Genomic DNA, 23,714 nt, shown 5'->3' with positions numbered 1-23,714 from the left:
TTTTTTATAGATTCCTTTTCATTTCTTATCCAAAGAAAGAAAAACTGAATATCTTTTTGTACCATGGCTTTTTGACCACTTCCTGCCCGTAACCATATCCATATCCGTTGATTGTATCCGTATCATTAAGCAATACGCACATATTCGGCAATTTCTGCTCCCTGTAAAGCACTTCCGGCGTTTTCAGCAACGCTTTTTCCAAATAATTGGCACGTACCACATAAATGAAAGTATCGGCATTTTTAGAAATCAGCAACGTATCGGTAACCAGACTCACCGGCGCGGTATCTACAACAATATAGTCATACTCGGTTTTAAACTGCTCAAACATCGCTTCCACCTTTTGGCTCATCAGCAATTCGGCAGGATTTGGAGGGATAACCCCGGCCGGCAAGATGTCAAAATGCTCGTAATCTTTCTGCCTTACGATAAAATCCTTAAGGACCGCATCACTTGAGGAAAGATAATTCGTAAGACCTCTTGATGGTAATTTGATATATTCATCCAGTTTCGGATTACGGATGTCCATTCCGATCAGCAATACTTTTTTACCTGAAATGGCAATGGTAGCTGCTAAATTGACCGCGATGAATGTTTTTCCTTCTTTTGGAAGGGTCGAAGTCATGAAAATCGTCTTGGCCCTGTTCTTTTCTACCGAATTAAGGATAAACTCCAAATTGGTGCGTATAATCCGGATCGCTTCCGCAGAACTCGTACGGCTGTTAGACTGGATGATTTCATTATGCGAATCCGAATGCGGCACATCCCCGATAAACGGAATACCAAGGCGCTCCACATCGTATCTTGTTTTTACTTTGGTATCCAGCAAATTACGCAAATAAATAACTGCTGCAGGAACAAAAATCCCCATGATAAAAGCGATCATATAAAACAATGATTTCTTAGGAGATACCGGAGCATCCGAAGAATAGGCAGAATCCACCACTTTTGAAATAGGTGCTGTCCCGGCAAGCGTTATCGCAGTTTCTTCTCGTTTTTTAAACAAGTACAGGTACAATTCTTCCTTGATTTGCTGTTGCCTGAAAATCCCTCTGTACTCTCTTTCCAGTTTTGGGATTTGAGATATCCTTCCGCCCAAAATATTGCTTTGCCTGTTCACATCGGTGCTTTTTACAGCAAGCGTAGACTTGAGTCTTTTAAGGCTTTCGCCGATACTTGACTGTAATGCCTTGATCTTATCGTTCATCCTTACAACAATCGGGTTTTCCGTTGTGGAACTTTTCAGGATCCTGTCCCTTTCCACAACCAGGCCGTTATAGTCTGCGATCAGGGCGGCAGAAGCATTGTCCTCCGGCACAATATTGGCCGGGATGATATCCGATCCTTTATTGGTATGCATAAAATCAATCATCATATCTACAATGCGTGATTGCGTTTCAACCGCCAGCGAACTTTTTTTGAATTCGCTTGCATTCTGCAGGTATAATTCAGCCTCAGTAGGCAAATCTGTAATCTTGTTGTTCTTTTTATAGGACTCTACATCTTTCTCGACACCATCAAGCTCTTTGGTAATGATACCCAATCGCTCATTGATGAATTGCGCCGTTTTTTCAGAAATCATGTTTTTATCGGTAATCGCATCATTGTTGTAAATCGTTACCAAAAGATTCAGGAAATCTATGGCTCTTTCGCTTACCTGATCGATACAGGAAATTTCCAGAACGTTGGTCAGCTTGTTCAGCGGGACAACATTAATACGGCTCCTGAAACTGTCCGTCGCGTTTTTCAAGGACGATAGCCTAACGATCGTTTTCCCTTTTACTTCCTCCAGCGCCTTATCGTCTTCTACCAAAAGGGCCTTTCTGTTTACGACGTATTCCCCTAAAACTTTCGATTTAATGAGCTGCCCGAATTTGTAAACTCCTAAAGAATTATTTTCCTGATTGAACAATTCGAATTTCTGAAAAGACAATACATTAATATTGATAATGGTGTCTTTCGCGTAAAAGTCTTCGTTCTTTCTTTTAAAATCAATATTGAAAAAGCTTGTCCCATAAGCGTCGGAAGACTTGATACGCCCTTCTGAGATGTAGGAAATATTGAATTCTCCTGCCTTAACGGTCTTTTCCGCCAATGTCCTGGATTTCAAGATCTCGATTTCATCATCGATATCGTTTTTGGCTCCCGAGAGCAATCCTAAATCCTTAAATGCCGAAAGCTCCGATGCAATCCCGCCCGAATCCTCATCCTTGATCAATATGGTCGTCTGGGCAATATATTCAGGTACCGAATAACGCAGGTATAATTTTGCAAGGATCAAAAAAGCCAAAAGACTTAATAAAAACCATTTCCAGTGTATTAAATATTTAAACAGCTGGTCACGTAAATGTAGGGAATTGTCTTCTGTATGATTTGGAATATTGTTTTGCATGGAGGATGCTTAATTTTTATTAATTAATAAAATGGAAAAAACCGCCGAAGACACTAAAGAGGCAATGGATATCCAAACAGGTATATTCTGATTAAAAACAGATGACGTATTTGATTTGGCTTTATTCGGCTCCACATAGATCAAATCATTTTGGGCCAGGTAATAATATGGGGAATTAATGAAATCCGCTTTGGTCAGGTCTATCCTGTTGAACGTTTTCTTCCCGTTGACTTCCCTAACAAGAATCACGTTTTCCCTTCTTCCGTAAATGGTCAGATCACCTGCTAAACTCAACGCTTCAGGCAATGTGATCCTTTCGCTGTTTACGTTAAACGAACCCGGCCTGACTACTTCTCCGAGCACAGACACCTTGTAGTTCATGATCCTGACATTTATGATAGCGTTTTTAAGATAGGATTTGAGTTTTTCTTTAAGAAACGCCACCATTTCCACTTTGGTCTTGCCGCCAATCTGAAGAGATCCCAAAACAGGAAAATCAATCATCCCGTTCTTGTCCACGAGATATAATTGCTGTTGGCGTTGTGCCAAACCGGACTGTCCTGCCATGGAAGGCACGTTTGTAGTTTCCAGGTTGAAAGGCAGGGCCGCTTCCGCATCAGGTGCCGAAACGATGATCATCAATAAATCATCCGGCTGGATGGTTGACTCATAAGACATGGCGCTTTGCTCATTGGCCATATGGTCGATATTCTGGTAGTATGCGATTTGTTTATTCTGACTACATGAAAAAGTAAGTAAAATTATAGGCACTAAAAGCAAGTAGTTATAAATGCAGTTTTTTTTCATTTTTTTTTGATTTGGCATACAAAGATACATTTTTGAATAAAAAAGCTTCTTATTTGCACGGTTTTTTATTTAATTATCTAAAAATTCAAAAGCTGAATTCATGCTTCTGAACTCAGGGACAAGAAGTTTCATCTTCGAAACCACTATATTATTGTCATATTTGCAGGACGCTTCGATAATATCGTAAATCGATTCGTCAACGGAATGATGATTGTCTATTTCCTCTTGCGCCACCATGATTTTCTCATGATGCGTAGGCAGTGTTTTGGAAGTATCGTTCAATAATTCTTCGTATAGCTTTTCGCCCGGGCGCAACCCAACAATCTTTATTTTTATATCTTTTCCAGGGACATATCCTGCCAAACGTATCATTTTTGTGGCCAGGTCATAAATTTTGACCGGTTTGCCCATATCAAAAATATAAATCTCGCCGCCCCTTCCCATCGCTCCGGCTTCCAGAACGAGCTGGCAGGCTTCCGGGATGGTCATAAAATACCGGATGATTTCCTGGTGCGTAATGGTAATTGGTCCTCCTTCTGCGATTTGCTTGGAGAAAAGCGGCACCACCGAACCATTGGAACCCAACACATTCCCAAAACGGGTCGTAATGAATTTAGTCGTATCGGAATTTTTCTTGAGCTCGCTAAAATAAAGGGATTGCACGTATTTCTCGGCGATGCGTTTACTGGCACCCATAACATTGCTTGGGTTAACCGCCTTATCGGTAGAAACCATCACGAATTTTTCCACGCCGTATTGCAGCGAAAGGTCAGCCAGGTTTTTCGTTCCCATCACATTGACAAAAATAGCCTGCGAAGGATTCTCTTCCATAAGCGGCACGTGCTTGTAAGCCGCCGCGTGGTAAATCAGGTTGGGCTTGTACTTCTGGAATATTTTTTCCAGGCCGGCCTTGTCCCTGATATCGCCAATTACGGAAACGATTTTGGTTTTGGAATTTAATTTCTGGATTTCTAAAGTAAGGTTGTGCAAAGGTGTTTCCGCCTGGTCCAAAACCAGCAACAGTTCCGGATTGAAATCAATAACCTGCCGCACGATTTCGCTTCCAATGGAACCCGCAGCACCAGTGATCAGGATGACATTGCGCTTGATTTGCGATGAAATCGATTTGTTGTCCAGCACAATTGGCTTGCGTTCGAGCAAGTCCTCAATCTGGAAACTTTTGATTTTTTTCGAAATTTCTTTTTGGTTCTCCCAATCGGAAATAAGCGGGACGGTATAAACTTTCAGGTTGTATTCGAGGCATTCGTCTACAATGGCCAGCTGTTCGTCTTTTGACAACCCTTTATCTGCAATAATCAGGGCTTCCGCATTCATGGAACGCATAATAACCGATATCTTTTTCTTCAGGTTCAGGATAGGCAAATCCAGGATCCTTTTGGATTCGTTCAAATTGTATTTGTCGATAAACCCTACCAGTTTAAAACGTGTAGGCACTTCCGAAACCAAAGCATTGGATACGGAAATAGCATTGGCATCGGAACCGTATACTATGGCCCTGACCAATTTTCCTTCGTTGAACCCTTTGATATATACTTCAAAAAACTGCTTTACCAAAACGCGGTAAAGGAACAGAAGGAAAAAGGAAAAAATAATATTTATCAACAGAGCGGTAGTCAAAAACAGGTTTTCACGGTTAAAAACAGAAAAAACCACATTGATCGTAACCAGTACTACAAATACGGAAGTTTGTGAGAGCAGGATTTTAATCGCATCCAAAAACGACGAATGCCGGATAATCCCGGAATAGGTTTTAAACCACCAGAAAAAGAAAATATTAACCCCGAAATAAAGCCCTATCTTGAAGCCGTAAAAAGGAATGAAATAACTCAGTCCTATGCCTTTAAGCAAATAAAACGTCAGTGTTCCTGAAAAACCCACGGCTAAAATATCAAAAAGAAGAATAACCCAACGAGGTAAGTATCCTAAATTTTTTAAGCTTAATCCTGCTTTGGTATTGAACATCACTATCTGATGTAAAATAGATTTTATTTTAGCTCTCTCTTCTATCTCCAAAGTAAATACACTTTAAAACGCATTATTCAAAAAATCAATCTCATAAACAACTCATAATAAGCCATTGACTCCTGCCATTCCTTACTAAAAGGTTTTGCAAAATACTAAAAAAATAGTTGAAGTTCGGCAAATATTCTGTTTTTTTCTTCCTCGGTCGTATTCGAACCGGAAGGCAAACACAAGCCGTTCTCAAACAAATCCTGGGAAATCTTCCCTCCGTAATACGGATACTGTTCAAATATCGGCTGCAGGTGCATTGGCTTCCACAGCGGGCGGCTTTCAATATTGGCGCTTTCCAGGGCCAAACGCAGGTCTGTACTGGTTTTGCCTCCCGTTTTTTCAGGATCGATGACAATAGCGCTCAACCAATGATTAGAGTAAAAATCATCGGAAGGTTCTGAAAACAACGTCACTCCGTCTATTTTTGCAAAAAAATCAGCGTACCATTGGTGCATTCCTCTCCTGAGGCCGACATGCTTATCCAGCACCTGCATCTGGCCGCGGCCGATCCCTGCACAAATATTGCTCATCCTGTAATTATAACCTATCTCACTATGCTGGTAATGAGGAGCATTGTCACGGGCCTGGGTTGCCATGAAAACAGCTTTTGACTTAATTTCAGGTTTTGACGTAACCAAAGCCCCGCCTCCTGATGTTGTGATGATTTTATTTCCGTTGAAAGACAAAACGCCAATTTCCCCGAACGTCCCACATTTCCTTCCTTTGTAGGTACTTCCGAGCGCTTCGGCACTGTCCTCGAGAAGGGGAATCTGATATGCATCGGCAATAGCCTTGATTTCGTCTATTTTGAAAGGCATTCCGTAGAGATGCACACCAATGATCGCTTTCGGTTTTTTCCCTTTGGCTATCCTGTCCTTAATAGCTTCTTCCAAAGCTTCAGGGCAGATGTTCCAGGTTTCGGGTTCGCTATCCACAAAAACAGGAATGGCTCCCAGGTACAGAATTGGGTTGGCTGAGGCCGAAAAAGTCATGCTTTGGCAAATTACCTCATCTCCTGCCTGGACTCCTAACAGGATCAGCCCTAAATGGATGGCTCCTGTACCCGAACTTAAAGCGGCTACTTGCGAATTTTCCCCTATATAGTGCTCCAGGTCTTTTTCAAATCCGGAAACATTAGGCCCTAATGGTGCTACCCAATTCGTATCGAAGGCTTCTTTTACAAATTGCTGTTCGCTTCCTCCCATATGTGGCGATGAAAGCCATATTTTTGAATTATTGCTCATTCTTTATTTTTTTAATATTCTACCTGGGTTCCCTACCACCACCACATTGTCCGGTATGTCGTTGATAATTACGGCTCCTGCCCCGATGACCACCCATTTGCCGATTTTTATGCCCTGGATGACTGAGGCACCTATTCCGACCTGCGTCCCTTCTCCAACTGTTACGCCACCTGCCAGGGAAGCATTGGGTGAAATATGTGCATAATCCTCAATCCGGCAGTCGTGTTCTATAACGGCTCCTGTATTAATGATACAGTGTTTTCCAATGGTTGCATCAGGATTAACCACAGCACCTCCCATAACCACGGTTCCTTCGCCAAGGCTGGCATGGTTTGAAACGATCGCTTTGGGATGAATGGCTGTACTAAAATTAAATGGCAATTCTGCCGCCAGCCTCTTTCTTACTTTGTTGTTTCCGATAGACAAAATCATATTCTGCGCAGTCGAGAAATCAAACTGCTTTGTATGTATTATCGGAATATCGAGGATGGTTCCTAATTTGGGCGCGTCATCTATTATAGCCTGAACAGGCTGGTTATTGCATTGCAATATGTCGATAATGACTTTACAATGCCCGCTTGCGCCGTATAAAACTATGTTACTGTCCATTAAACGGTTCTATTGTGGCAGCATCAGCCGCGTTTATACCTTCTTTCTTTATTACTTTCAATACGGTTTTGGCCAAAATCCTGACATCTACCCAAAACGAGCAGTGGTCTACATACCAGACATCATATTCGAATTTCTGATCCCAACTGATGGCATTCCGCCCGTTAACCTGTGCCCAGCCGGTTATGCCCGGTTTGACTTCATGGCGCCGGTTTTGGAAATCATTATACAGGTGGAGATAATGCGTCAGCAAAGGCCTCGGCCCTATCAGGCTCATGTCTCCTTTTAAAATGTTGATCAGTTGCGGGATTTCATCCAGGGAAGTCTTCCGTACAAACAACCCGATTTTTGTCAGTCTTTGGGCATCAGGGAGCAAAACGCCATGGCTGTCTTTTTCGTCTGTCATGGTCTTAAATTTGATGATTTTGAAAATCTTGCCGTTTTTGCCCGGGCGTTGCTGGATAAAAAACGCTTCGCCTTTGTTTGCTATTTTGAGCAATACGTAAACAATGATAAAAAAAGGCATAAACAGCAACAGGCCTATGAGAGCCATGACAAAATCAAACGATGGTTTTATAAAATACTGATACACTTTTATTTATTTTCAAGTTGGCGATATTCGTTTCGTATGGCTTCCCAAACTACTTTTTGCTCAAAACGGGATACGATCATAGGACGGGCATTCTGTTTCAGGGAATCCATCCATGGTGTTGCGCTGCTCATTTTTTTCATGGCTTCATAAATCGCACCGCTGTTTTTGACCGGGATAATAGTACCGTTTTTGCCATCGATTATAATTTCGTTACAACCGTTGATATCCGACACTACAGACGGAAGTCCAAAGGCCCCTGCCTGCATCACAACGTTAGGGAAACCTTCGCGGTAACTCGGGAAGACAAGCGCATCGGCAATAGCCAGGTATGGCCTTACGTCATTTTGATACCCTGCTTCGATAATTCCTTTTCCCTCACTGATCCGTTTCATGGTACTCTCGTCCAGAGGATCCAGGTCGTTTTCAAAATTACCAACGAGCAACAATTTAACATGTTGGTTTTCACTATTCAAAACCCCGAACGCTTCAACCAGCTCATTTATGCCCTTGTCTTTAACCAGCCGGCCGACAAAGATAAAAACAAAATCATCTTTTGCGATATGCCATTGCTCTTTTAGTTTCTGATTTTGTGCTGATGTAAACAATGCCGGGTCAAAATGCGATGTATCGATCCCGTTAGAACTTCCATTGGCCAAAACCTTTAACTTCTTCGTACTGCAGTAGTTGTTTTCCTCAATAATGGTACGCAGCCCATGCGAATTAGGATATACCGCCGTAGCTGCCCCGTAAATTATTTTTTCAACAAAATCAAGGATTTTCCTTTTCGCACCGACGGTTTCGAGAAGCGGCAATCCGGCCACGGTATGCAACCTGTGCGGGACACCGGCCATTTTAGCAGCTATCATACCGACCAGGCCGGCTTTTGGAGTGTGGGTATGAACAATGAAAGGCTTTTGTTTCCTAAGGAAGAAAAACAACTTGACAATGGCCATAAAATCCTGTACTGGTGTTATTTTCCGGGTCATTTCAATGGGAAATACGGGCAGGCCTTCGGCTTTGCCAAATTTTTCCAGGTTTTCTTTTTCGGAAGAAACGGCTATAACATCGTAAAACGAATTCATAAAACGCAGCTGTCCCGTCAATAATTTTTCAAGTGAGATAGGTACGGTAGTGATTCTGATGAGTTTTTGCTTCATTTTACAAACCCGGGATTTTAATTTTAAACAAAATAAAACAAAAAAAACAGATTACGCTGGTTTTATTGCTTTGGAAATAATTTCAGCAACATTGCCGGAATAAAATTTCGCCGCCAATTTTCTTAAGTTGATGATTTGAGTCTCATACCGGCTGCTATACAACGGATCTTTTTGGGCCAGGCGCAGTACGACTTGCTTCATTTCTTCCAAATCTTTGCATAGGAAACCAATATCGCCTCCTTTTTCAAAAAGTTCATTTATGAAAGGGTGTTCCAGGGCGATAAGAGGCAATTGGTATTGGACAGAATCCAAAACCGAACCGCTGATCCTGTATACATATTCAGTGTTGTCCAGGAATATCAGGGAATAATGGGAAGCCTCAATAAAAGAAATGTATTCTTCCTGGCTGATGGATTGGTTGTGTTTTGATTTAATCGTTACAAAATCAGGTTTGGAGTAATCCGCGCCGTATAAATCGACTCTTCCGATGATATTGAACTGCAGGGCATCTTTAGGTAATTCCTGAAAGGTTTCCCGGGCCAAGTCAAAGATTACCGATGAATTTTTCCTTTTATTTGCCACTCCCAAATGCGAAAAGACAACCGGTCCCGAAACAGTGAGGTTCTTCCGTTGGTATTCCGATAACGGATGGTTGATGCTGATCAGGCGGTCTTGCCCGATTAGTTTTTTATTGGCCAAAGAATCCTTGATATAGTCACTCAAAACCAAAAATTTAATATTGTTTCCGGCCTTTTTCAGGATTTTTTTGTAAAAATACCCATTGATTCTTGCCGTTAAAGATGGGTTATTGCAAAATACAGCTTCTAATTCCCCGTGAAGGATTATCAAAACCTGTTGGTTTTTCAATGTATTAAGCTTGCTTAAAAACCGGTACAGATTAAAAGGAATCATGGTCGTTATCAGGAACAATTGCGGCTTGGTATGTGCCACATCCTTGCATACCTTTTTGAAATACCGGCTGTCGAGATATAGTTTTTTACGCCATAAGGCTATTTTTTCAAAGCCTCTTCCTCCCGGATGGATGACCGGTATGGCATTGAAGGCAAACGTATTTTTATAAGCTTCAGGAAGCAGGGCAACTACAGATTCGGAATGGCTGGGATCGCTGTAATACCGCACTTTCCCTTGCTGACCATCAAGCAACTGACGGGCAATTTCCAGCATGGAAGAATTGATAATCAAATGATTATTACCAATAATTACATTATCCAGTATTACTATATCTTTTCCTTTTTCGGTTTGCATCTGTTCGTTTTTATGAAAATCAGGCGTGTGCCGTAAAACTGATGAATGCTTTCTTGACGGCATTCCTCTTGTTTTTATGGGTTATTCCCTGCAATAAGTAAATAAAAGCCATGATACAATTGACCAGATACGCTGTAATTAACCCGTTGCATTTTTTAAAATACATAAAGCGGCTTTGGGAATAAATGCGGTGTTTGTTGAAATTAAAATCAGCGTCTTTTTCACGGTAAAAGCTCACTAAATGAATGATAGTAACCCAAGGGATAATCCTGGAGCTATACCCGGCTTTTTTAATCCTATACGATAATTCGGTTTCTTCAAAATAAAGAAAGAAATCTTTATCGAAGCCGCCTACCCGGTCAAAAACCGATTTCCTGATGAACATATCCGCGCCATTTACATATCCGACTTCTTTTTCTTCGGGGGTTTTATTGACAATGCCACTGGCTAATTTGGTATCAAAATAAGACTTATACAATCTTTTAAACCCTAAATAACTGAAATATTCCAACAGTGAAGGAAGGTTGCCATAAGAAACGGTTTCAAAATCCCTTCCGGTAGACAATTCACCGCCAACAACGCCTACTTGCACGTGCTTTCTCATGTATTGACAAAATTCCCACAACGCATTGGAAGTAAGGAACGCATCTGAATTGAGCAGCAAAACAAATTCACCTTTCGCGATAGCGGCACCTCGGTTATTCGCCCTTCCGAACCCTTCATTGGTCTTGCTTTCTATCAGGATTACATCAGGGAACTGTTCTTTTACCTTGCTTACGGTTTGATCTTTAGAATCGTTGTCGACCACAATAATCTCAAAAGCGACATCTTTGGTAAACTGGTATACCGACTCGATTGACCTGAGTGTCAAATCGCAGGTATTATAACTGACTATTATTACTGAAACATCCATGCTATTCTTTTGAGGCATCATCAAGGATGCGGCTTCCTGATTTGGTATTTTTCAATGTAAAAGAAAGAGGCATTTTCACCTTATCCGTATCATACCAAATAGGTAATTTGCTGTTGTTTATCCATTCTGAATTGGTGACATTTATAGTGCCATTGAGCAATTTGCCGTTTTCCTGCAATTGGTAAGTGGTACGGTAAAAATGCATTCCCGTTGCAGAACCGTCGTCCAGGTGATTGCTGATATTGATCCTGACATCTTTGGCAACGGGGCCAACCAGAGCTTCCAATGCGATCAGGATGCCGTCACTGCCATTGTTATAGGTCGTAATATGGTTTAAGCTGATGTCTTTCAATATTCCGTTATTGTCATCCGGTTCTATATCAATCCCCGCTTCTGGTTTGGTACCGTTGGTATTGGCAGACAGCAGGTAATCGACATGTATGGATTCCCCCGAAATTATGCTCAGCCCGTTCCTTCTGTTATCATTAAGGATTCCTTTATAGATCGTAATATTTTTGGCCAGTACATTTTTGTGGGAATCTATATAAATCCCATCGCCCCAACATTTTTCAATTCTGGGGTATTTTATTGTGATATTTTTAGAACCGATGATATTGATGCCCATTCCCCACTCTCCTTTTTGGTTCAAATGAGAGAATTTGTCTCCTGTTATAGTAGCATAATAGATGGATACGTTTTCCTTTTCTATCAAACTCAAGACCCCATAATTGGTCTGACCGTTTGGCATGATGACCAACTTTGATTTCTTATTGAAAATGACCTTGGAATTACTCCTTAACTGCAGCCCGTTTTGATTGATCTTTATTGAAAAATCAGGCATCAGCACATTCCGGTTTTCATTTATGCCTTTTTGCAGGTATTCTGTATAGTCTACAGAACCGTCAGTCACGTATTTTTTTGGGAGGTAACGGGTTAGGTCTACAGGTTTGAACTTCCTGATTACCGTTTTTCTTTCTGTTTCGGAAATCTTAAACTGCGAAAGGTATTTAGCAGGTAGCTTGTCTGAATGTTCTTGTTTTTGTGAAGAACAAAAAGACAGCATCAAAAATAATAGTAGTAAACCTTTATTCATCTTTGGTTGAAACTAAATAATTAATGGATAAATTCTTTATAAACAGCAAGATAAGACAATGCCATTTTATCTATCGAATAATTTTCAACAAATTTCAATCCCTCCGAAACTAAATAATCCTGGACATTTTTCTCATTCAGCACCTTTTGGATCTTATCGGCAAGGACTTGAGGCTCATTGTCAGGGAATAAAAAATCATCATTGGGCACAACATCTTTCACGCCTTCCACATCAGAACCGATAAACGGCCTGCCACTGGCCAGCCCTTCCAGGGTAACTCCAGACAAACCTTCGTAATGGGTGGAAAGGACATTTAAATCCATCAGGTGCATCAACTGATACACATCAGTCCTGAGCCCAAGGAAATGTACCTGGTCTTCTATTTCCAACCGGGAAACAATTTCCTTTATCGCATCCATATCTGAACCGGTACCGGCAAAATACACGTGGTATTCTTTCCCCAATAAAGCTACCGCCTCAACTAAAGAGGTATGGTTTTTTTGGATCAGGTTGAAACGCCCGACCATCAGGATATTTTTTTTATTAAAATTAATAAAATTATAGTCTTCCTTTGCTATGTTTTTCTGGGCCAATGAAATCTCCCTTAAATTCACGCCGTTATTAATCACAATGGACTTCCTGAATTGGGACAGCCATTCGTGCAGGCTTTCTTCTACTAAATCCGTAATGCAGATCACTTTGTTGTAACGGTTGTAAACCCATTTGTCAATAGGCCGCAGGTAGCCATATTTCCTCCTGTTGTTCTGAACATTATGCTCCGTACAGACCAATTTCGTTTTTTTAGGTAGAAACGGTGAAGCTAAAGCCAAATGGTAAAAAGAAGGGAATAAATGTGCGTGGACAATATCGTAACCTTCCTTTCGGAGCAACTTTATTAAGTAAAAAATATTGACCGGGCTGTAAAATGATTTTTTAAAATCGATTAGAGTAACTCCGGTATTTTTCAGTTTTTCTTTATAAACACCTAAACTGTTGTATTGATTCAAAATAATCAGGCTTACCTCATGGCCTTCCTCTTTCATTATGGGCAATATGTCTGTAAGCAATTTTTCAGCACCGCCGGATCCCAAATCATTTATCAGATGGAGAATTTTCATTATAATTAGGTTTTATAAAATAAATAACAAACAAGAGGTATAAAAAGTTCTGATTGAAAATGATCTGGTCAGTCAACAGGGTCAGAAAAAATATCAGGAAATAAATCTTATCAATATTTATCTTATACGTTTTTTTTAAAAAATAAAGCAATGCCAAAAAACCAACCAGGCCTCCGGCATAAAAAGAAAACAGGAACGAATTCGAATAATTGGAAGCTCCTGCCAGGTAATGCCATTCCATGAAATCTTTGGTCTGGTTGTATCCGATGCCTAACAGATGCTGGAAAAAATCCATAAATTCGACACTTTCTATTCCTCCCATAAACCTGGTATTCCCTGTCAAATCCATTGATTCCTGGGTTTTGTTGATATTGGTATCCAACACCGCCTGGAAGAAATCATAAAAAAAGAAAAACAACAAAGCACAGAATATCAAGATCAAAAAGAAATAAATTTTACCGTTTTTATTCCGCAAAGCATATATCAGGTATATAATCAAGGTTAACATTAATCCGTAAGTACTGGTGGAAAGAAATATACTCACCGTAAAAAGGACGGTAAGCCATACTTTCTTCTTACTCAACACGTTGTACAATAATGGAATCATAAATATAGCAAAGTGCGCAGGCTCCTGGAATACCGAATTCGGTCTTCCGTTGAACTGTATGGAATCTACATTTTCCTCCAGGTCTGTCTCAAGGGGCAACAGGAAACTGATTGATTCATGGCGGATCAGGAAATTAAAAGCCTGGATCAGAACAATGATACTGAATGCCACTCCCAGAAAGAGCAATACTTTTTCAAAAAAGGCAACATTGATCTCTTTTGAAGTATAATACGATGAAATAAGCATGAAAAACAGCAAATACAACAGGTTATTGATAAAAGCCTGGTACTGGATATGCTTATAGTTGATATGGTACGAAAAAATATTCACGATGATAAAAACCGAAACCAAACCGATAATGTTCCAGTTCATCTTCCATTGCCCTTTTCCAAAAATAAAATCAATGGGAACAAAAAGCAGCAGGATAAAAAGCCCTAAAGAAATCCCGGCCAAATAATGGTACATCCCCAGCACGGGCAATAAAGCCAAGACGATACATTTAACCTTCGAAATAAAAGTATTCTCTGATGTCATTACTGCTTCTGTTGTTGCTTTAGGTTTTTCAATATTGTAATTTGCCCTTCGGTCAAGGGCCTGTAAAATTCGTCCATATTTGCTTTTAGGGTATCGTGGTCAAAATCGGACACAGACAAATCCTTTAATTGTGCTATTAGCGATTCTTCAAACCGGTACCGGATGATTTTTGCCGGGTTCCCACCCACAATGGCATACGGCGGCACATCTTTCGAAACCACTGCCCCGGCAGCAATAATTGAGCCTTTGCCGAGTGTCACCCCTGATAAAATGATCGCACCGGTTCCTATCCAAACTTCATTTTCTACCACAATCGGACCTTTTACCCCGGCATCCTTTTCAGGCGAAAGCCCAATGAGTTTGGAATGCAAAGGATAGTTTGAAAAAGTCCCTATTTGATGGTTTCCTCCCAAAATAAAGACCACATTGCTTGAAATAGAAACATAATCCCCAATGGTCAGGCTTTCCTGGGCATTCCCGAAAGACTTGATATCCAAAGGGCCGTAACTCATTTTGCCCACACGTACTTTCTCCATGGGGAAAATAGCACACGGGACAGTATAATTGTGCTGGTTTAAACGCTTCCACTGTAAACGGAACCGGATGGTATTTATTTTGGAAAGTATAAAACTTAAAACCATTTTTCTTATTTTTTAAATAAACCTAGCATATCCACTTTTAGATCTTTCATCACCTCTACCGGCCATTTCCATCCCTGGTAAAATAAATTTACCGCCAAAGGGACCACTAAAATAGCGATTAACCCCGCTTGCATGTACCGAAGGGAAATAAACAGCCCCACGATGATGAAAACCCCTGAAACCAGTGATGAGACAAAAAAAGGCACATCATTCTTCGTGAGCAGGATATTCCCTGCGTTGCTCAAGTTCGTTTCCACAAAGGAAAGCAATAAGGCCAGGGCCAATAAGCCCAGAGGCATTAATTGTGTCCGGCTTCCGATTAGATGTAATAAAAACGGGCCTATCAACAGGAACATTCCTCCTCCGATTACATAGGAAAGAATCAGTACCAATTCGCCCTGGAGATAAATACGCCGAATGGCCCTGATATCTTCCATTACTCTCAAATGGACTATTTTGGGTATAAATGTAGCTAAATAAATGCTGGCCAGGCTAGAAATCACTGCGATAAACTGCATGCTAATCCCGTATGACGCTATATTTTCCAACGACAAATACAAGGCCCCAATAATCATGGACGATTTCTGGATTACAAAACCACCCAGCGAAGTCAGGCCAACCTTTAGCGCGTTAGGATAAATAATATCTAAAATCTGCTTTTTATCCCTTGGCACCGAATGGGCCAGGTTTTCCTTCATCTCGGCAGTAAAAAAAGCCCTGTGGGACAATATCCTGATAATGATGGTCGAAGATATCTGTGCCGTCACTATGGCTATCAGCCCGAAGCCCAGCAAAATAAAAAGCATCGCGATGGCCAGGTACACAACATAACCAATGATGATAATCTGTTTGGACCTTTTTACCAATCCTTTTCCCTGGAGCAGCGAATCGTAATAAAGCGTAAATAAGTTATAGGTATTGATAATGCACAACAAAGCCCAGGCAATATACACTTCACGGGTATCGCCTTTGTAATGCTGAAGTATCGTATACATGTAATAGGTTCCCACTGTGGACAATATTACAAGCAATACTAAAGCCATCCGCAGGTAAATCCATTTCATGGCGCTTATCACGCCTTTGAGCAATCCGTAATTTACTTCGACTGTACCGCAGGAATCTATTTTCTCGAAACCGTTTACATTTAATTCTTTTACACCGCTAAATACATATGTGACATTTCGGGCAAAAGAAGGGTTAAACCCGAAATCAAGCAAATTGGCAAATGTGGTAATAGTGGTAAATACGGTCCAAATACCCACCGTTTCAGGAGGCATCATCTTTAATATTAAAGGCAGTATGATAATGGAAGATGCAATTTTAAGAAAAGTGGCTCCGTAATTCCACAGCACATCATGTTTCGTTATTATCATATAATTTTTACTTAATCATTGTTTAGTACCCACATCAAATAATCTTTACACAGCTTCCGTTCTTTTCAAATTAATCATTTGGTTAATGGCATAAAATAAAAAAGGCAAAAACATGAGTCGCATACGACTGGCTAAACCCAGATTATATATATAAGAGGCAATCATCAGGAATATTCCAATTCCTAAAAGCAGTGCAAATTTAATATCTTTTGAAGAAACAACCTTATATCTGTTCGTAAATAAAATAATTATTATGCAGGAGAAAAATAAGAGCACTATTGTGTTTTCCACTGAAACTACATACTGATATACTGTATTTGCATCATAAAACAAAGGCCGGAAGAGCAATAGCCATACTCGCTCCGCAAAGGAAGAATCCGAAAAATGTATACCGCTGCCACTACCAACAGCAACCGTGTTCAGATCATTTAATTTCTGTAAAAAAGCCTCGTAGGTAAAGGCTTTCATCTTAATAAGCCGCATTAAGGCAGGGATAATGGCGATTGCTATCAACAACGTTCCAAGCATTAGCCGGAGCTTGATTTTTCTCGCAATCTGGGGATTCGTCAGATAGAATCCGCTTAAAACCACCAACATTACCGTAAAAACATGGGGCCTTAAAACGGCAAGGACCAACAAAAGCAAAATATCTATGAAATTGTAGTATAATACTTCTTTAAACCGAAACAGCAAATAGGTTAAAATAAAAAACACCAAGGCATCCTTACCCAAAAAACCGGACCAATAATGCAACGATGGCAACAGCAAAATCCATTGTGTAACAGGAATGCCTATTACTGTAAAATAGGTAGTGGCGGTTTTGGCCATTTGCCTAAAATACCACAAAAACGCCTGGTAGCTTAATGTTCCGAAGAAAAGCGTAAGGGTAAACATCGAAGCGCCTGCCTTAACCAAAGGATAAATCAGGAACGAAAGAAACCGGCTGCCTACACTAAACAAGGAAGACCAGGAATCGGCTTGTGATGCATTAACATAAAAAGAAAAGGCATCTGTACCCACTACTCCGTAAGTATGTTTGTAAGCAAGATAAACCCCGGAATAGTGAATTATAAAAAGCAAAGCCAAAAACAACCTCTGGCAAGGCTGTTTTTGGCTTTGGTAATACGATTTAGTTACATAACCGATATAGAGCAATAATGCGGGAAGAAGAATGAAATTCATTCACTTGTTTTTTTGTAAAAATTAATCTTGAAAAGTAGTTTTATACCATAATTGAAAGCAATAAAATGTCCAAACCCTAAATGTATTGTCAACTTGTTTTGAAATATGCTGTTCCACTAATTTTGAAACCGCTTCCAACTGAAAAATCTGTTGTTTCTTAATAAATCCGGGATCAATGTAGGAAAGCAGTTCTTTCTGCAAATGTGTCCTCAGCCAATCCCCTACCGGAACACCAAACCCTTTTTTGTTCTTATCCAGGAAATCATTAGGGAAATGTTCTTTAAAGGCTTCCTTGAGGATATGTTTTTTGTCCCATCCTTTTATCAGGAACGATTCTGGCAATTGAGAAGTGAAATGCCACAGCTCCTGATTAAGATAAGGTGATCGGCACTCGATGGAATTCAGCATACTGGTCCGGTCCACTTTTACCAACAAATCGCCTTCAAGGCTCATCCTTCGGTCAATATTCCTGAAGTCCGTAAGTGTTTTGTTCTGGTCACCAATACTTTCCTTATAATAATTGAAACTGTCCTCCAGTAAGTAATCTGGCTTTAGGATTTTAGGCAGTTCGTTTGACTGGAATGCCAATGAAATGATATTCAGGTAAAAATCGCCTTCATAGTTGATCGCTTTCACCAATCGGTTCACTTTAAACTTAATGCCCCGGCTATCCTCATGTACCCTTAGTAATTTTTGTACTTTATCCTGACCGAAATGATGCACCGCTTTAGGGACAAGGTTCGTATACTTCTGGTTCAGGCGGCCCATAAAATATTTATTATAGCCTCCAAACACCTCATCTCCACCATCACCGGTCAAGGCGACCTTAACACTTCCCGATGCTAGCTGTGATACCAGATAAGTTGGCAAAGCCGAAGAATCCGCAAAAGGCTCATCAAAATTCAGGATGATTTTATAAAGGTCTTTTTCCAGGTCTTTTTCGGAAATGATCAATTCGTGGTGCTGGCTACCGATAAGTTTTGATACGGCCCTGGCTTTTTCCGATTCATCAAATTCCTTTTTTTCAAACCCAATGGAAAAAGTGTCGATTTTCTGGCTCGATTGTTCGGCCAGGCAAAGCGATACAATGGAAGAATCCACACCTCCTGAGAGAAATGTCCCCAAGGAAACATCCGCAATGGAACGGCTTTTTACGCTTTCGCGCACCTTCCTGGCGGTAAGGCTTATGGCTTCAATTTTTGAAATCCCTTTATAATCCGTATGTGTAACAGCCGGAATTTCCTTTTCTTTTACCGATAAATTCTTACAGTCAATTTCCAGGTAATGGTTTACATTGAGTTTTTTGATTCCCTTATAAATAGTAAAAGGAGCCGGGATATAACTGAGCTGGAAGAACAGGTTTAGCCCTTTATGGCAGATTTCCATTTTTTTCGGCAGGACTTTTACAATCGATTTCAATTCGGAAGCCCAATAAAGCGATTGGCCCTGAACCGTATAATACAATGGCTTTTCGCCAAAATAATCCCGGGCGATGAAAAGCTTCCCGATAGTTTTGTCGTAAATGCTGAAGGCGAACATCCCGTCCAGTTTCGAAAATGATGAAGGTCCTTCCAGCTCGTACAGCTTAAGGATTACTTCCGTATCCGAAGTAGTTGTAAATATGACGCCTCGCTCTAAAAGGTCATCTTTTATAACCGGGTAATTGTATATCTCTCCATTGAATACGATCACTTTCTGGCCGTCTTCTGAAAAAATGGGTTGCTTTCCTGTCGACAAATCAATAATCGACAAGCGTTGCATGGCCATCCCTACGCTGTAAGAATCGCTTTGGTCAAAAAAGCTCCCATCTTCGTCCGGGCCACGATGACGGATCAGATGGTTCATTTCATCTAAAACCGACAGCCCATTGCTTTTATTTAATTCGAGGTTCGTAATAAAACCGTTTATACCACACATTAGATTGTAATTATATTTAGCAAATTTTCATTTGCAATTAATATTTTAATGAAACACACCATTGAATCACAGCGATTTAAAACGCCGCTGCTTTTCTAAGTAGGTTAATCAGGTGTAATTTCAATACTACAAAAACGTTCGAATTGTATTTTATACCCTTCCAGGTTGGACACATGCCTCGAAGGTATCTCAACGGCAATTTCATCCCGTATCAGATCCTCTCTGCTTCCTGCATAAGACTGGAAGTTTGCCTTGCTTAATTTGCTGCTTTTTCTCTTGACCTTTGTATTTTTCTTTGCTAAATGATGATAGTATGTGTTGAATCCCTGGCTTCCAAAAACAGCCCCGGTTTCCTGTGAAGCGATAATAAAATCTGAAAAACGGAAAGCATCCTGTGGAATATCCAATGCATTTTCAATGGCTTTGACTCCGTTTGTATTGGATAGGGCAATCCTGTTACCGGACCCTGTCAGAACAAGTTGTTGGCATTTTATACTGCCTTCAGAGCCTTTGGCATAGATTTTAACAAAATGGACTGATGAAACCATCATCAGCGCCACCATAAAGAAATTCTTAATCCAACTCATTCATCAATCGGTTAATCGTGTTTTAAAAAAATAAGACCGGAGCGAGCCTTTTCTTCAAGAAGTAGGAAATCCGATTATTTTTCGTTCAGGATTGTATTCAACCCCAATAAATCATGCAGGAAAAATATAAAAATAAAATAAGAATACCACTATTACCCGTTAAATAAATCATAAAATTTATAAACAAATACATAAAAGATAAAAATCCAATTGATTTTCATCAAAACATTGCATATTATTAAAATTTCAAGGCAAAAAAAAAGCTAACAACCGATGATTATTAGCTTTTTTGAAGAGTATATTTTTTTAACCTTTTTTGGAAATCTTCCTTAAGTAGTCCGCATAGCTGCTTTTTCCGAGGTTACTGGCGCAATTTTGAAATTGTTCCGCATCTATAAAGCCTTTTCTGAAAGCCACTTCCTCGATACAAGCAATTTTAAGCCCGGTCCTTTTTTCCACAGCTTTGACAAATTCGGTAGCTTCAGTCAGGGATTCGTGCGTTCCGGTATCCAGCCAGGCAAATCCGCGGCCCATCAGTTGCAGGTTTAGTTTCTGGTCTTCCAGGTATTCCTGGTTCACGGTAGTGATTTCCAATTCGCCACGGTGCGAAGGTTTTACGTTTTTGGCAATTTCCACTACAGAGTTCGGGTAAAAATACAATCCTACCACGGCAAAATTAGATTTTGGCTCGAGCGGTTTTTCTTCGATGCTCAATACTTTGCCATCCTTATCAAACTCAGCCACTCCGTAACGTTCCGGGTCATCCACATAATACCCAAAAACAACGGCTTCCTGCTTTTCTTTAACGATATTCACAGAATTGGTAAGCAAAGTCTGCAATCCGGCTCCATAAAAAATGTTATCGCCCAAAACCAGGCAGACATCGTCATTACCGATAAATTCCTCGCCTAAGATAAAAGCCTGCGCCAAACCATCCGGGGAAGGCTGTTCCACATACGACAATTTCAGTCCTATCTGGCTTCCGTCACCGAACAACCTCTTGAAATTAGGCAAGTCCTGTGGTGTGGAAATGATCAGGATTTCATTGATTCCCGCCAGCATCAGCACCGATAAGGGATAATAAATCATCGGTTTGTCATAAATAGGCAGCAATTGTTTGGAAACCACCTGGGTCAAAGGATGCAATCTTGTCCCTGAGCCTCCTGCTAATATAATTCCTTTCATACCTTAACTGTATTGTTTTTCGTAATATTTAGCATATTCGCCTGATGTCACATTGTGCAGCCATTCGGTATTGCTTAAATACCAGTCAATGGTCTGTTCCAGGCCTTCTTCAAAAGTCACCGACGGTTTCCAGCCTAGTTCCTCATTGATTTTGGAAGCATCGATAGCGTAACGCAAATCGTGGCCCGGCCTGTCTTTCACGTAAGTGATCAATTGTGCCGACTCGCCTTCCTGACGCCCTAACTTTTGGTCCATTACATGGCACAAGAGTTTTACCAGGTCGATGTTTTTCCATTCGTTGAAACCGCCAATATTATAGGTTTCATGGTTTTTCCCTTTATGGAAAACCAAATCGATGGCCACCGCATGGTCTTTCACAAAAAGCCAATCGCGGGTATAGTTCCCGTCTCCGTATACCGGAAGCGGTTTATTATGGATAATATTATTGATGAATAAAGGAATTAGTTTTTCAGGGAAATGAAAAGGGCCGTAATTGTTGGAACAATTCGTCAGTACATACGGAAGCCCGTAGGTTTCGCCATAAGCCCTTACAAAATGGTCCGAACTGGCTTTAGAAGCCGAATAAGGGGAATTTGGGTCATAAGGAGTTGTTTCTGTAAACAATCCTTCGGCACCAAGTGAACCGTAAACCTCATCGGTAGAGATATGGTAGAAACGCTTCCCTTCAAAATTATCCTTCCAGAGGTTTTTGGCAGCGTTAAGCAAATTCATGGTGCCGATAACGTTGGTTTTCACAAAAGACAACGGGTCGGTTATGGACCTGTCTACATGCGATTCCGCGGCCAGGTGCAGGACACCGTCAAATCGGTATTTGTCGAAAATAGTATTGATAAAAGCCTCGTCTACAATATCCCCTTTCAGGAAAGTATAATTCGGGGCATTTTCAATATCCTTGATATTCTCCAGGTTTCCGGCATACGTCAGGGCATCCAGGTTAAAAATATGATACTCCGGATAATTCAGGACAAACCTTCTGACAACATGCGAACCGATAAAACCGGCTCCTCCTGTGATTAGTATATTTTTCATCATTCCTTCTATTTATGAAGAGCTTCCTACGGCAACATACGTAAACCCAATGGCTTTCATTTGCTGCTTGTCTAATATGTTCCTTCCGTCAAAAACAAAGGCCGGCTTGAGCATACTGTCGTAAATTTTCTGCCAGTCGTATGTTTTGAATTCGTCCCATTCCGTCAGCACTGCAATAGCATGAGCTTCTTTGCAGCCGTCATAAGGATTGGCTATAACTTTGATATGTTGTAAATCTTCTTTTTCCAAATAATTCAAGTCGGAAAGAATCTGTCCTTCAGAGACTTTCGGGTCGTATACGACAACCTGCGCCTGTTCTGCGATCAAATCGGTCGCTACGGAAATTGCCGCAGATTCACGGGTATCGTTGGTATCTTTTTTGAAAGCCCAGCCCAAAAGCGCAATTTTCTTACCGGAAACCGTATTATAAAGTGTTTTGACAATATTTTTGGAAAAACGGCTCTTCTGGTGGTCATTCATGATCACAACCTGTTCCCAGTAATCAGCCACTTCGTGCAGTCCGTATGATTTTGCAATATACACAAGGTTCAGGATGTCTTTCTGGAAACAAGACCCTCCGAAACCAACGGACGATTTCAGGAATTTGGAACCGATCCTGGCGTCCATCCCGATAGCTTTAGCCACTTCAGAAACATCGGCACCGGTTTTTTCACATAATTCAGAAATAGCATTTATGGAAGATACACGCTGTGCCAAAAATGCGTTAGCGGTCAATTTAGACAGCTCCGAAGACCATACATTAGTGGTTAAAATCCTGTCCTGTGGCACCCATTGCGCATAAATGTCAACCAATGCCTGGATTGCTTCCTTACCGGCCTGGGACTGATGCCCTCCGATAAGTACCCTGTCCGGATTATGCAAATCCTGCACCGCAGTTCCTTCCGCCAGGAATTCCGGATTGGACAATATCTGGAACTGCACACCGTTTCCGGTATTGTCTAATATGGTCTTGATCGCTTCAGCCGTACGTACCGGCAAAGTCGATTTTTCAACCACGATTTTATCTGTTTTGGCTACCCTGGCAATTTGACGGGCGCACAATTCAATGTATTTTAAATCGGCAGCCATCCCTTTTCCGGCTCCGTAATTTTTAGTAGGTGTGTTTACCGAAATAAAAATCATCTGGGCTTCTTCAATCGCTTTGTCAACGTCTGTGGAAAAAAACAGGTTCCTTCCTCTCGCTTCAGCGACAACTTCATCCAGGCCAGGTTCGTAAACCGGCAAATTTTCTAAATTAGTGTCATTCCAGGCCGCGATCCTGCTTTCATTCAAATCGACAACCGTAACTTTTATACCCGGGCATTTTTGAGCAATAACCGCCATGGTAGGACCTCCTACATAACCTGCTCCAATACAACAAATAGAATTAATTTTCATCAGTATATTTTCTTC

20 protein-coding genes are annotated in these 23,714 nt (G+C 40.8%); all 20 read right to left on the bottom strand.

Annotated features, from left to right (window positions below; all coding sequences use genetic code 11):
- Window positions 1–25: 25 nt before the first annotated feature.
- The 20 genes from E4635_RS13350 to E4635_RS13255 all read right to left on the bottom strand — a co-directional run bounded on the left by E4635_RS13350 (window position 26) and on the right by E4635_RS13255 (window position 23,699).
- On the bottom strand, window positions 26–2,392 hold the full coding sequence (locus E4635_RS13350) for a GumC family protein (protein WP_135527195.1): 2,367 nt from the start codon (window positions 2,390–2,392) through the stop codon (window positions 26–28).
- A gap of 9 nt (window positions 2,393–2,401) precedes the next feature.
- Window positions 2,402–3,199, bottom strand: coding sequence for a polysaccharide biosynthesis/export family protein (locus tag E4635_RS13345; RefSeq protein ID WP_135527194.1), 798 nt, complete (start codon window positions 3,197–3,199; stop codon window positions 2,402–2,404).
- Between the two features lie 69 nt (window positions 3,200–3,268).
- Window positions 3,269–5,233 (bottom strand): polysaccharide biosynthesis protein, encoded by a 1,965-nt coding sequence (locus E4635_RS13340; RefSeq protein WP_135527193.1) that lies wholly within the window; start codon window positions 5,231–5,233, stop codon window positions 3,269–3,271.
- Between the two features lie 104 nt (window positions 5,234–5,337).
- A complete protein-coding gene (locus E4635_RS13335) occupies window positions 5,338–6,477 on the bottom strand; it encodes a DegT/DnrJ/EryC1/StrS family aminotransferase (protein WP_135527192.1) in 1,140 nt (379 codons plus the stop codon).
- A gap of 3 nt (window positions 6,478–6,480) precedes the next feature.
- Window positions 6,481–7,086, bottom strand: coding sequence for an acetyltransferase (locus tag E4635_RS13330; protein WP_135527191.1), 606 nt, complete (start codon window positions 7,084–7,086; stop codon window positions 6,481–6,483).
- Window positions 7,076–7,678 carry a sugar transferase gene (locus tag E4635_RS13325; RefSeq protein WP_135527190.1) on the bottom strand — a complete coding sequence of 201 codons (603 nt, stop codon included), beginning with the start codon at window positions 7,676–7,678 and terminating at the stop codon, window positions 7,076–7,078. The genes E4635_RS13330 and E4635_RS13325 overlap by 11 nt, the downstream gene beginning before the upstream one ends.
- A gap of 2 nt (window positions 7,679–7,680) precedes the next feature.
- Window positions 7,681–8,835, bottom strand: coding sequence for a glycosyltransferase family 4 protein (locus E4635_RS13320; protein WP_135527189.1), 1,155 nt, complete (start codon window positions 8,833–8,835; stop codon window positions 7,681–7,683).
- A gap of 51 nt (window positions 8,836–8,886) precedes the next feature.
- A complete protein-coding gene (locus E4635_RS13315) occupies window positions 8,887–10,164 on the bottom strand; it encodes a glycosyltransferase family protein (RefSeq protein ID WP_135527188.1) in 1,278 nt (425 codons plus the stop codon).
- A complete protein-coding gene (locus E4635_RS13310; RefSeq protein WP_169630268.1) occupies window positions 10,121–11,014 on the bottom strand; it encodes a glycosyltransferase family 2 protein in 894 nt (297 codons plus the stop codon). Before E4635_RS13310 ends, E4635_RS13315 begins: the two co-directional genes overlap by 44 nt.
- 1 nt (window position 11,015) lies before the next feature.
- Window positions 11,016–12,107, bottom strand: coding sequence for a right-handed parallel beta-helix repeat-containing protein (locus E4635_RS13305; RefSeq protein ID WP_135527186.1), 1,092 nt, complete (start codon window positions 12,105–12,107; stop codon window positions 11,016–11,018).
- A gap of 20 nt (window positions 12,108–12,127) precedes the next feature.
- Window positions 12,128–13,225 carry a glycosyltransferase gene (locus E4635_RS13300; protein ID WP_135527185.1) on the bottom strand — a complete coding sequence of 366 codons (1,098 nt, stop codon included), beginning with the start codon at window positions 13,223–13,225 and terminating at the stop codon, window positions 12,128–12,130.
- Window positions 13,200–14,366 (bottom strand): hypothetical protein, encoded by a 1,167-nt coding sequence (locus E4635_RS13295; RefSeq protein ID WP_135527184.1) that lies wholly within the window; start codon window positions 14,364–14,366, stop codon window positions 13,200–13,202. The genes E4635_RS13300 and E4635_RS13295 overlap by 26 nt, the downstream gene beginning before the upstream one ends.
- Entirely contained in the window at window positions 14,366–15,007 is a 642-nt protein-coding gene (locus E4635_RS13290) for a CatB-related O-acetyltransferase (protein ID WP_135527183.1), read from the bottom strand. Before E4635_RS13290 ends, E4635_RS13295 begins: the two co-directional genes overlap by 1 nt.
- 5 nt (window positions 15,008–15,012) lie before the next feature.
- Window positions 15,013–16,380: an O-unit flippase-like protein gene (gene wzx / locus E4635_RS13285; RefSeq protein ID WP_135527182.1), complete on the bottom strand. Its 1,368-nt coding sequence runs from the start codon at window positions 16,378–16,380 to the stop codon at window positions 15,013–15,015.
- 45 nt (window positions 16,381–16,425) lie between these two features.
- Entirely contained in the window at window positions 16,426–17,562 is a 1,137-nt protein-coding gene (locus E4635_RS13280) for a hypothetical protein (RefSeq protein WP_135527181.1), read from the bottom strand.
- Between the two features lie 21 nt (window positions 17,563–17,583).
- Window positions 17,584–19,479 (bottom strand): asparagine synthase (glutamine-hydrolyzing), encoded by a 1,896-nt coding sequence (gene asnB, locus E4635_RS13275; RefSeq protein ID WP_135527180.1) that lies wholly within the window; start codon window positions 19,477–19,479, stop codon window positions 17,584–17,586.
- A 104-nt stretch (window positions 19,480–19,583) separates the two neighbouring features.
- Window positions 19,584–20,066 carry a hypothetical protein gene (locus tag E4635_RS13270; RefSeq protein ID WP_135527179.1) on the bottom strand — a complete coding sequence of 161 codons (483 nt, stop codon included), beginning with the start codon at window positions 20,064–20,066 and terminating at the stop codon, window positions 19,584–19,586.
- 306 nt (window positions 20,067–20,372) lie between these two features.
- Window positions 20,373–21,251 carry a glucose-1-phosphate thymidylyltransferase RfbA gene (rfbA, locus tag E4635_RS13265; RefSeq protein ID WP_135527178.1) on the bottom strand — a complete coding sequence of 293 codons (879 nt, stop codon included), beginning with the start codon at window positions 21,249–21,251 and terminating at the stop codon, window positions 20,373–20,375.
- 3 nt (window positions 21,252–21,254) lie between these two features.
- Window positions 21,255–22,301, bottom strand: coding sequence for a dTDP-glucose 4,6-dehydratase (gene rfbB / locus E4635_RS13260; protein WP_135527254.1), 1,047 nt, complete (start codon window positions 22,299–22,301; stop codon window positions 21,255–21,257).
- 12 nt (window positions 22,302–22,313) lie between these two features.
- Complete coding sequence (locus E4635_RS13255; protein WP_135527177.1) at window positions 22,314–23,699, bottom strand: UDP-glucose 6-dehydrogenase; 1,386 nt, start codon at window positions 23,697–23,699, stop codon at window positions 22,314–22,316.
- Window positions 23,700–23,714 lie beyond the last annotated feature (15 nt).

The sequence above is a fragment of the Flavobacterium humi genome (assembly GCF_004745595.1).
Taxonomy (GTDB): domain Bacteria; phylum Bacteroidota; class Bacteroidia; order Flavobacteriales; family Flavobacteriaceae; genus Flavobacterium; species Flavobacterium humi.
Note: the sequence above shows the minus strand (reverse complement) of the source record. Positions and strands in the feature narration are given on the sequence as shown.